The sequence below is a fragment of the Streptomyces sp. URMC 127 genome, assembly GCF_051386535.1.
Classification (GTDB): domain Bacteria; phylum Actinomycetota; class Actinomycetes; order Streptomycetales; family Streptomycetaceae; genus Streptomyces.
Genome location: NZ_JBPQTW010000229.1, coordinates 1 through 10,576, shown reverse-complemented (window position 1 = coordinate 10,576; position 10,576 = coordinate 1). Strand labels below are relative to the sequence as shown.

At 72.0% G+C, this 10,576-nt stretch carries 9 protein-coding genes and 1 pseudogene; 6 read left to right on the top strand and 4 right to left on the bottom strand.

The window, feature by feature from the left end:
- A partial coding sequence (locus tag ACSNOH_RS29760; protein ID WP_436724546.1) for a TetR/AcrR family transcriptional regulator occupies nucleotides 1-507 on the bottom strand: 507 nt, incomplete at its 3' end.
- Between the two features lie 455 nt (nucleotides 508-962).
- Here ACSNOH_RS29760 and ACSNOH_RS29755 point away from each other — a divergent pair.
- The 3 genes and pseudogenes from ACSNOH_RS29755 to ACSNOH_RS29745 form a co-directional block, all read left to right on the top strand.
- Entirely contained in the window at nucleotides 963-1,613 is a 651-nt protein-coding gene (locus tag ACSNOH_RS29755; protein WP_436724545.1) for a DsbA family oxidoreductase, read from the top strand.
- A 198-nt stretch (nucleotides 1,614-1,811) separates the two neighbouring features.
- Nucleotides 1,812-2,273 (top strand): rodlin, encoded by a 462-nt coding sequence (locus tag ACSNOH_RS29750; protein WP_436724544.1) that lies wholly within the window; start codon nucleotides 1,812-1,814, stop codon nucleotides 2,271-2,273.
- A 205-nt stretch (nucleotides 2,274-2,478) separates the two neighbouring features.
- Nucleotides 2,479-2,865: pseudogene (locus ACSNOH_RS29745) on the top strand (rodlin); the annotation flags it as partial.
- A 256-nt stretch (nucleotides 2,866-3,121) separates the two neighbouring features.
- Here ACSNOH_RS29745 and ACSNOH_RS29740 read toward each other — a convergent pair.
- A complete protein-coding gene (locus ACSNOH_RS29740; RefSeq protein WP_436724543.1) occupies nucleotides 3,122-4,318 on the bottom strand; it encodes a 3-hydroxybenzoate 6-monooxygenase in 1,197 nt (398 codons plus the stop codon).
- An 81-nt stretch (nucleotides 4,319-4,399) separates the two neighbouring features.
- Nucleotides 4,400-5,113: an SDR family NAD(P)-dependent oxidoreductase gene (locus ACSNOH_RS29735; protein WP_436724542.1), complete on the bottom strand. Its 714-nt coding sequence runs from the start codon at nucleotides 5,111-5,113 to the stop codon at nucleotides 4,400-4,402.
- A 227-nt stretch (nucleotides 5,114-5,340) separates the two neighbouring features.
- Here ACSNOH_RS29735 and ACSNOH_RS29730 point away from each other — a divergent pair, with 227 nt between their 5' ends.
- From ACSNOH_RS29730 to ACSNOH_RS29720, 3 genes are all read left to right on the top strand, one after another.
- Nucleotides 5,341-5,817: an AtaL-like protein gene (locus tag ACSNOH_RS29730; RefSeq protein ID WP_436724541.1), complete on the top strand. Its 477-nt coding sequence runs from the start codon at nucleotides 5,341-5,343 to the stop codon at nucleotides 5,815-5,817.
- The gene (locus ACSNOH_RS29725) at nucleotides 5,810-7,486 is read left to right on the top strand and encodes an FAD-binding oxidoreductase (RefSeq protein ID WP_436724540.1); all 1,677 of its coding nucleotides are present in this window, start codon (nucleotides 5,810-5,812) and stop codon (nucleotides 7,484-7,486) included. Before ACSNOH_RS29730 ends, ACSNOH_RS29725 begins: the two co-directional genes overlap by 8 nt.
- 117 nt (nucleotides 7,487-7,603) lie before the next feature.
- Nucleotides 7,604-9,040, top strand: a complete 1,437-nt coding sequence (locus tag ACSNOH_RS29720) for an MFS transporter (protein WP_436724539.1) — start codon at nucleotides 7,604-7,606, stop codon at nucleotides 9,038-9,040.
- Between the two features lie 562 nt (nucleotides 9,041-9,602).
- On the opposite strand, the gene ACSNOH_RS29715 is transcribed toward ACSNOH_RS29720, so the two are convergent.
- The gene (locus ACSNOH_RS29715) at nucleotides 9,603-10,376 is read right to left on the bottom strand and encodes a 2,3-dihydro-2,3-dihydroxybenzoate dehydrogenase (RefSeq protein WP_436724538.1); all 774 of its coding nucleotides are present in this window, start codon (nucleotides 10,374-10,376) and stop codon (nucleotides 9,603-9,605) included.
- Between the last annotated feature and the right edge of the window lie 200 nt (nucleotides 10,377-10,576).

The window sequence follows — 10,576 nt, the reverse complement described above, 5'->3', positions numbered from 1 at the left end:
GCCCGCCGGGGCGACCCCGCACGGCGTGAACGCCCCGAAGTGCACCGTGAGCACCGCGCTTGCGACCCGCATCCGGCAGCCGAAGTCCAGCTCACCCGCGTGCATGAGCCGCGAGATCGCGGTCACCCGGTCGCTCAGCTCCCGGCCGACCGCCAGGTCCCGCAGCGTCGCCTGGTTCTCCTGCAGGATGTGGTAGATCGGCATGGCCGAGGCGAGCGCGGCGCTGTACCGCCGCAACAGCTCCCGCTTCGTCTCCATCGTGGGCGGTTGTTCCTCCGCCCAGGCGATGAGTTCGTCGACCGGCCGCCCCAGGTCGCGCGAGAGCGCGCCGAGGATGTCCTCCTTCGTCTTGAAGTGGTAGTACAGCGCCGCCTTCGTGACGCCGAGCTCCTCGGCGATCTCCCGTAGCGACGTCTTCTCGTAACCACGTGAGACGAAGAGGTCCAGGGCCGTTTTCTGGATGCGCTCCCGGGTGTCGCTCCTGCGCGCCTGAGGGGTGCTGCCCATGGTCTCTCCTGCCGTTGTCGTGAACCTGTCGCCCCCTAGGCAACCTACTTGACGCCCGGTCAGCTGACAGGCGGTCCCGAAAGGAGTTGCCGTCCGTCCCAACTGGCCGCGCCTGCAAGCAAGTGGACGTGCCGGGCCGCCGCCGCACATGCCAGGGAGAGTGGAGATCATGCCGCAGAAAAGACCCCCCGCGGACCCCGCGGCGGCCGACCGCGACACCACCGACACGCAATGCATACATTGTCGTGGTCAGAATGGTCGCGTGGTGGCCAAGTGGCCATAGAGCACGCCGACATGGGCCGCCGCACCGCCGGAAAACCGTCACCCCGTGAGGCGTGCATCGCCACGCATTCCTTGACATAGCAGCTTGACGCCCCCGGGGCCGTGTCCTACCTTCCGTCCGAGCTAGCCAACCGACCGGCAAGTAATGCGGTGGGTGCGTAAGGGGGATCCGGATGGTGAAGGCGGACATGGTGCTGGACGTCGTCTGCGTCCACTCCTACATCGGCTACACCCGCCTCGTGCGCGCAGCGAACCGGCTCCGCGCCCACGGCACCGCCGTCGGCATCACCTTCCGCCCGTACGAGATCGCCCCGGCCGCCTCGGACAGCCCGCAGCCCCTGATGCCCCTCCTGGAGCGGGCGCTCGGCCCGTACGCCGCGCAGCAGACCGAGCTGTTCACCTGGCAGGCCGCCCGCGACGGGCTGGAGCTCCGCTACGACCTGGCCGTCGCCACCGGCACCTTCCGCGCCCACCTGCTGATCGCCCGCGCCGCCGAACAGGGCCGCGCCGAGGCCGTGGTCGAGCGGCTGTTCCGCGCGCACTTCGGCGAGGGCGAGCACATCGCCGCCGAAGAGGTGCTGCGGGACGTGGCGGAGGAGTGCGGGGTGGACCTCGCGCCGTACGGCCCCGGAGCGCTGGCGCGGACCTCGCCCGCGGCGGAGGAACTCCGGGGCGAGCTGCACCGGCTGCGCCACCACGGCGTGCCCGGCGCACCCGTCTTCCGGATCGCCGGCGGGCCCGTCCTGCTGGGCGTGCAGACGGAGCACGCCCTCTACGAGGCGATGGCGCGGGCGGCCGGCCGGACGGCCCCGGCCGCTCCCTGACCGCCGGCGCCGCCCGCCACCAGGGACGTACGTATTGATATCCGTACCACAGCCCTCCCTATTTACATTTGTCGGCCAGTCCTACCTGCCGCGTTCCCACTGGCTCTAATGAGTGAAAGCCCGGAACCTCCGTATGGGGCCGGAGTTATTCAGAACGCTTTCCCAGTGGGGGCGCTACACGATCGAAAGGCTTAGGACGTGCTCAACAAGGTAATTGCCACGGCAGCCCTGACGGCGTCCGCGGTCGGCACCATGGCCGGCCCGGCGATGGCCATCGGAAACGACCAGGACGTCGCGAACGGCAACGCCGCGAAGACCGGTTACGGCAACACGCACACCGGTGGCAAGGAAAGCCCGCAGATGAGCCTGATCCAGGGCACGCTGAACAAGCCGTGCATCGGCATCGGCAAGATCGGTGTCCAGTCCGTGTTGGCGCTCATCAACATCGGCGTCCAGGACATCCCGATCCTCACCTCGCAGCAGCAGCAGTTCTGCACCGACAACTCGACGATCAGCGACGGGGACGACCCGCTGTCGCACATCCTCGACGAGATCCCGATCATCTCGGGCAACGGCTCGGGCAACAAGAGCGAGGGCGGCCACGGCCACCACCAGCACCACGGCGGCTTCGAGCACCACGGCGGCTACGGCGGCCACTGAGCGGCGCGGTAGTCGGACGGAATTCCCCCTGCGGCGGGTGTGCGGGCCCCGCGGCAGGGGGTTTTCCCCGTTCCGATCATTTCCGTGGCCGCTCCTGGGCCGATTGAGTGAAGGGCCGTATCCGCAGATAACCTCGCGGATTTTCCCGAGTTAGGCAGAGAGCTCAGAGATCCCGTAATCGTCGAGCCGGAACGAGGAACCAAGCGTGATCAAGAAAGTAGTGGCCACCACCGCACTCGTGGCTTCCGCGGTCGGCGTGTCGGCGACCCCGGCAATGGCCGTCGGTGACGGCCAGGACGTTGCGAACGCCAACGGTGCGGCCCAGATGTACGGAAACACCTGGACGGGCGGCTACATGAGCCCGCAGATGGGCCTGATCAACGGTTCGCTGAACAAGCCGTGCATCGCCATCGGCAAGCTCGGCGCCCAGTCCCTGCTCGGCCTGCTGAACATCGGTCTCCAGGACATCCCGATCCTCTCCTCGCAGCAGCAGCAGTCCTGCACGGAGAACTCGACGATCAGCGACGGGGACGACCCGCTGTCGCACATCCTGGACGAGATCCCGATCCTCTCGGGGAACGGCTCGGGCAACAAGAGCGAGGGCGGCCACGGCCACCACCACGGCGGCTACGGCCACCACCGCGGCGACGACCACCACGGCGGTCACCACGATCACGACGGTCACGACGACTGGCACCACGGGCACGGACACGGCCACTGACGGCAGCCCGCGCACACGGACGCCCCCGGTTTCCCCGGGGGCGTCCGCGCGTTTCCGTACCCGTTCCGTGCCCGTTCCGTACTCGTTTCCGCACCCGTTCCGTGCCCGTGAAGGCGCGTCCGCGTCCTCAGCGCACCCCCGCGTGCAGCCAGGCCACCTTGTCGTACAGCTCGTCCGCCGTCAGCGAGCACAGCATGCGGTTGCGCGCACGGGCCGCCTCCCCCGCCGGGTGGTACAGCTGCTTGCCCATCTCGCGCGCCACCAGCTGCGTCCGCGCCGTCCGTTCGCTGCGCGCCGCGTTGTACTTCTCCAGCCGCCGCTCCAGCGCGGGCTCGCCCGGCTCCGCGCCCCGCAGCAGCTCGCCGAGCAGCACCGCGTCCTCCAGCGCCATGCATGCGCCCTGCGCCGCGTACTGCAGCATGGGGTGCGCGGCGTCGCCCAGCAGCGTCACCCGGCCGTCCGTCCAGCCCGCCACCGGGTCGCGGTCGCACAGCACCCACGCCCGCCAGCCCTTGCCGAGTTCGAGGAGCCGCCGCGCGGCGTGCCCCAGCTCCGGGAACTCGGCGACCACCTCCTCGGCGGGCACCGACACCCCGGTCATCGTCTCGGAAGCGGCGTCGTCGCGGGTCGCCGCCAGGTTCAGGCACTTGCCGCCCGCGATCGGATAGTGCACGAAGTGCCACTTGGGGCCGGCCCACAGCGTGACGCTGTTCCAGCGCAGCTCCTCCGGCACCTGGTCCATGGGGATCACCGAGCGGTAGATCGTGTGCCCCGACACGCGAGGGTCGCCGTCGCCGACGAGCTGGCGGCGGACGGCCGAGCGGATCCCGTCCGCGCCGATCAGCACGTCGCCGTGGAAGGCGCGGCCGGTGCACGTGACGGCGGTGACGCCGCCCGCGCCCCCGGACTTTTCATCGGCCTGTTCGTAGCGCACCACGTAATGGCCGCCGAGGAGGGTGACGGCGGGGTGGGCGCGGCAGGCGTCGAGCAGTGCCTGGTAGAGGTCGCCGCGGTGCACGACGGCGTACGGGTTGCCGAAGCGCTCCCGGTAAGTGCCGGTCAGGGGCATGCAGGCGATGCGCTCGCCGGTCGTGCCGTCCATGAACCGCAGTTCGTCGATCAGCACGGCGCGTTTGCGGACCGCGGCACCCACGCCGAGGCTGTCGAGGGCGTGGAAGGCGTTCGGGCCGAGCTGGATGCCGGCCCCGACCTCGCCGAAGACGTCGCTGCGCTCCAGCACGGTCGACCGGTGACCCTGCCGGGCGACGGAGAGGGCGGCCGCGAGGCCCCCGATTCCGCCCCCGGCGATGAGGATGTTGGCCATGGCGTCTCTCGCAGTCCTCTCGCGCGGGAAAAGGGGAAGAGGGGGTGGGCAAAGGCCGGAGAGGGGGGTGGTTGCGCGCGGTCAGACCGCGGTCTTGCGGTCCAGGACCAGGTCGTGGCCGACGACGTAGGACGCCTCGTCGGAGGCCAGCCACAGCACGGTGTCGGCGATCTCCTCGACCTTCGCGCCGCGGCCCAGCGGGCAGGGGCTGATGGCGTTGATCCGGATGCCCTTGCCGATGTATTCGCGCGCGGCCGTCTGGGTGAGCGTGCTCACCGCCGCCTTCGACGCGGCGTACGCGCCCAGGCCCGGCAGCATTCCCTGGCTGCCGATGTTGCTGGCGGTGTTCACGATGACGCCGCCGCCGTTGCGCTCCATGTGGGCGATCTCGTGCTTCATGGAAAGCCAGACCCCGGTCAGATTCGCGGCCAGGGTCTCGCCCCACACGCTCTCGCAGATCTCCGCGACGGGCTGGTTGGGGCCGAGTTCGGTGACGTTGTTGAAAGCGACGTCGATGCGGCCGTGCCGCTCGACGACGGCGGCCACGATGGCCTCGGCGTCGCACGCCCCGCCGGCGTCGCCGGCGTCGCCCTGCCGGGTCACGTCGGCAATGCCGCAACTGGCCCTGCCGCCCAGCGCTTTGATCTCCTCAACGGTGTCGTGCAGCATGTCCGGGTGCCGGCCGGCGACCACGACCTCGGCCCCCTCGCGAGCGAAGGCGAAGGCGGCGGCGCGGCCGATGCCCTCTCCGCCCCCGGTGACCAGGACAACCTTGCCTGCGAATCGCTTGGACATCGCGTCTCCCCTGTTTCCGTCGCGGCACCGCGGTCGAGTCAACTGCCCTCAGCATCGGGGGAATCCGCGCCGCCCGGCCGCATATGCGTTTTGACTTCGTCAGGTGCTCCCACCTGACGAAGTAGACCGAAGGGCTTCGACCGGCCCCGGGAATGCGGCGAAGACTTCGATTGCCGTCCGGTTTCCGGTCCCCACGGCAATTTCCGCCGCTGCCCGCTGGAGAACGCATGATTACGCTTTCGTGGACCCGCAAGGTCGATGATGCCGCCGAGGCGTCGTGCACCCCGCGCGAACGACTGTGGAAGGTCCTGCTGCACAAGGCGGAGAACCCCGTCGGTTACGTGCCGGCGATCAGCGAGTGCCGGATCCTGGAGCGCTACGAGGACGGGTTCCTGCGCGAGGCCCGGCGCGGCTCGCGGCTGCTCGTCCAGCGCGTCACGCCGGACGCGGCGGCCGGCCGCATCACCTTCCGGCACGCCGACTCCTCCGACATCGCCGTGATCACCAACCAGATGGGCGAGGACGAGGACGGCAACCTCACGCTCACCCTCAGCATCACCCTGACCGAGGCGCCCTCGTCGGCCGTGCTCCGCGAGAACGCGTACCTCCACGAGCTGGACGCGGACTTCACCGAGACCCTCGACGCCATGACGGCGGTGCTGCGGCAGCACGCGCTGCAGGGACTCGGGCCCGGAGATGAGTGAGCGCGGGACCGCCCGGCGGTACGCGCGGCGGCAGGTCGTCGCGGGAGCGGCGGCCGCCGGCGCCGGGGCGGTCCTGGCGGGGCCGGCGGGCCCGGCGGGCCCGGCGCGGGCCGCAGCGACCGATGGTGGTGGGGGCGTGAGTGCGGACACCGGCACGGGCGTCTTCGGCGGCCCGCTCACCGTCCGTCCCTCCGACCGGCGCTACGCCGACCTCGCCCGGGGCGCCAACCGCCGCTGGACCGGCACCCCCGACGCCGTACACCTCACCGGATCGGCCGGCCAGGTGCTCGCGGCCGTCCAGGAAGCCGTCGACTCCGGCCGCAAACCGGCCGTGCGCAGCGGAGGCCACTGCTACGAGGACTTCGTGACCTCCGACGACGTACGGGTGGTCATCGACACGAGCTTCCTGGACCGGGTCGGCTACGACGCGGGCCGGCGCGCCTTCTTCGTCGAGCCCGGTGCCCGGCTGGGAGACGTCTACCGCGCCCTGTACAAGGGCTGGGGCGTCACCGTGCCCGGCGGCACGTGCCCCACGGTGGGTGCGGGCGGGCACATCGTGGGCGGCGGCTACGGCGCGCTGTCCCGGCTGCACGGGCTCGTCGTGGACCACCTGTACGGGGTCGAGGCCGTCGTCGTCGGCGCGGACGGCGCCGCCAGGAAGGTGTTCGCCACGCGGGAGGAGGACGACCCGCTGCGCGAGCTGCTGTGGGCGCACACGGGCGCAGGCGGCGGGTCGCTCGGGGTCGTGACGCGGTACTGGATGCGCTCGCCGGGCGCGGGCGGGACCGATCCGGCGGGCCTGCTGCCGCGGCCGCCCTCCGAACTGCTCGTCTCCACGGTCTCGTGGCCGTGGGAGGGCATGACGGAAGCGGCGTTCTGCACGATCCTGCGGAACTACGGGCGCTGGTGCGAGCGGAACGCCGCGCCCGGGTCCCCGTACGCGAGTCTGTTCAGCCAGCTGAAGCCGGCGCACCGGTCGGCCGGGTCGTTCTCCATGACGACGCAGATCGACGCGTCGGTGCCGGGCGCGGCCGGGCTGCTGGACGCCTTCCTGGCCGACGTCGGGCGGGGCGCGGGGATCGCCCACCGGGTGGACGACCGGCGGACCATTCCCTGGCTGCACGCCACCACCTGCTGGCCGGGGTTCACCGCGCCCGACACCACGCTGCGGTTCAAGGCCAAGTCCGCGTACATGCGGACGGGCTTTCCCGAGGACCAGCTCAAGGCCTTCCACCGGCACCTGACCCGGGACGACTTCTCCGGGCCGGCGTCGCTGGTGATGATCAGCGCGTACGGGGGGCGCGTGAACGCGGTGGGCGCTGCGGAGACGGCCGTGCCGCAGCGGGACTCCGTCATGAAGCTGCACTACGTGACCTTCTGGCGGGACGCGGCCGAGGACGCCCGGCACCTGGCGTGGATCCGCGAGTTCTACCAGGACGTCTACGCGGCGTCCGGGGGCGTGCCGAGGCCGGGGGACGTGACGGACGGCTGCTTCGTCAACTACGCGGACGCGGACCTGAACGAGGCGCGGTGGAACGGGTCCGGGGTGCCGTGGCACGAGCTGTATTTCAAGGGGAACTACCGCAGGCTGCAGGCGGCGAAGGCGCGGTGGGACCCGGGGGACGTGTTCCGGCACGCGCAGTCGGTGCGGCTGCCGGGGCGGGCTTGAGGCGCGCGAGGCGCGCGAGGCGCCGAGGCGTTTGAGGCGTTTGAGGAAACTCACGAAAGCAGGCATTCCATGTCATCGTCATCCGGTTTCGCACCGGCTTCGGGAGGCGCGGCGGCCGTGACGGCGGCCCCCGCCCGCACCGGACGCGGATTCGCCCTGCTGGGCGCCGTGCAGGTCGTTTTGATCCTGGCCATCACGATGCTGTCGCCGGCGCTGCCGGCCATCCAGCGCGACCTGGGTCTGTCCGGCGCGCAACTGACGCTCGTCAGCGCGGCGTACGGGCTGTCGTTCAGCGGCCTGCTCATGCTGGGCGGGCGGCTGGCGGACCTGCTCGGCCGGCGCCGGGCGCTGGTGGCCGGGGCGGCGGTCTTCGGCCTCGCGTCGGCCGCGGCGGGGCTCGGGCCGGGTTACGCCTTCCTGCTCGGGGGCCGCTTCGTGCAGGGCGTCGGGGCCGCGCTGGCGGCGCCCGCCGCGATGTCCCTCGTCCGCTCCCTCTACCCCGACGACACGCGGCACGCGCGGGCGCTCGCCGTGTGGGGCGGGCTGGCCGGGTTCGGGGCGACGGCGGGCATGCTGCTGTCCGGCACCGTCTCGACGTGGGTGTCGTGGCGGTGGGCGTTCGTCGTGCCGGTGGCGGTCTCGCTCGCCGCCGTGGCCGCGGCGCGGCGCGTCCTGCCGGCCGGGCCCGGCCCGGTGCGGGTGAAGCTCGACGTGCCCGGCGCGGTGCTGGTCACCGCCGGGCTGACCGTCATGAGCTACGGGCTCGTGCAGGCGGGCGAGCGGCCCTGGGGCGCGGGCGTCGTGTGGGGGCCGATCGTGGCCGGGGTGCTCCTGCTGGCCGCGTTCGTGGTGGTGGAGCTGAAGGTGACGGACCCGCTGGTGCCGCTGGGGTTCCTGGCCCGGCGGCCCCGGGCCACGGCGTTGTGGGCCGTCTTCATCGGCTCCGCCGGGATGTCCACGATCTTCTTCCTGCTGTCCCTGTACTTCCAGGAGGTGCGCGACGCGTCGCCGCTGCTCACGTCGGCGGCGTTCCTGCCGTTCAGTGCGGCCCAGGTCGTGACCGGGATGCTGGCCGGGCGGCTGATCGGGCGGTTCGGCGGGCGGGCGGTCATGGTGGGCGGGCTGGTCGTCGCGGCCGCCGGGCTGGTGCTGATCGGGCAGCTGGGCGCGGCCGGCCCGTACGCGGGGGCCCTGCTGGCCGGCCTGATCGTCTTCCCGGTCGGGATCGCCTGTGTGTTCTCCGGGTCCACGGTCGTCGCGCTGGAGGACGTCGAGGACTCGCGGGCGGGGCTCGCCGGCGGCGTCGTCAACACGGCGATGGAGGTCGGCCCGACCGTCGGCCTCGCCATCCTCGTCTCCCTGGCCACGGCCCACACGAGCGGTTCCCGGACGGCCGGCGCGGTGACCTCCGGCTACGCCTTCGCCCTCCTCCTGGCAGCAGCCGCCTTCACGGCGACGGCGCTGGCCTCGGCACTGACGCTACGCCGCCGACGAGCCCGGGCTGTGCCCGCGCCCCGGGGCACGCGCCCCGCCCACCACCACTCAGCGGGCTGAGAAGGGGGGCGGCCCCACCCCTTCACCCCGCCGCGGCGGCGATCAGCCACGACGGCGGCGTCCGGCGGTGCCGTTCCGGCCTGGGGGCCGTATGGCACCGCCGGTCTGCGCCGTGGTGGTGGCGCGCCGTCGCGGCGGGTGGTGGGTCGCGCGGCGACGGTTGGCGGGGCGCCCGCCCCTCGTTCCGCCGCGGTGGCGATCAGCCACAACGGTGGCGTCCGGCGGTGCCGTTCCGGCCTGGGGGCCGTACGGCACCGCCGGTCCGCGCCGTGGTGGTGGCGCGCCGTCGCGGCGGGTGGTGTGTCGCGCGGCAACGGTCGGCGGGGCGCCCGCCCCCTCGTTCCGCCGCGGCGGTGATCAGCCACGACGGCGGCGTGCGGCGGTGCCGTTCCGGCCTGGGCCTCGTACGGCACCGCCGGTCTGCTCCGTGGTGGTGGCGCGCCGTCGCGGCGGGTGGTGTGTTGCGCGGCAATGGTTGGCGCGGCCCCGCAGGGCCACCGCAGCGAGCGCCGTCGCGGCCCGTACGGCCCCGCGACGGCGCTCGGAGTACGCCGACGTACTGTCAGACACCCAGCGCCGCACCCCCGTCCACCGTCAGATCGTGCATCGTGATGTGGGACGCCGCGTCCGAGAGGAGGAACACCACCGCCTGGGCGACATTCTCCGGCCGGGCCAGCTTCCGCAGCGGAATTCCGACCCGGAACGAACTCGCGACCCCCTCGATCGACGCCTTCCGCGCCGCGGCCTCGTCCTTCCACATATCACTCAGCATCGGCGTCTCCGTGGAACCCGGCGCCACCAGATTGCACCGGATCCCGTATTTGGCCACCTCCAGCCCGAGACACTTGGTGAACATCGTGGCGGCCGCCTTCGACGCCGAATAGGCCGCCATCTCCACCCGCGCCGTCCCGGCCGCGTTGGAGGCGACCGTCACCACGGCCCCGCTGCCCCGCGGCACCATGCGGTTGACGACCGCGCGGGAGACGAAGAAGACGCCGCTGGTGTTGACGGCGAAGGTGAACTTCCAGTCCTCGTCGGTCAGTCGGCGCGCTTCGGAGAGCCGTAGCACGCCGGCCGCGTTGACCAGGTAGTCCAGCGGCCCGAGCCCCCGCTCGACCGCGTCGACGAAGGACTCCACCTCCGGGCTGGAGGTGACGTCACCGGGAAACGCCGCGACGGCCAGACCGTCCGCGGTGAATTTCTCGACGCAGGCCCGCAACCGGGCCTCGTCCTTGTCGACCGCTGCGACGGTGACACCCCTTTCGGCGAGCGTCCGGACGACCGATTCCCCTATTCCGCCTGCCGCCCCGGTGACGAGAGCGACTTTTCCTTCCATCTGTAAACCTCCGTACGCGGGAGTTCATGGCACGTCCGTGCACAATTTTCAGGAAATCCGGACGGCAGGTGAAGCGGGGTTTTCTCACTCCGTCAGGTGAGGGAAAAGGGAAAGGGGCGGGCCCCCGGGTGGAGCGGCCCCGGCGGAGCGACCCCCGGCGGAGCGGCACCCGGCCCGCCCCGCCGCGCGGCCCGCGCGGC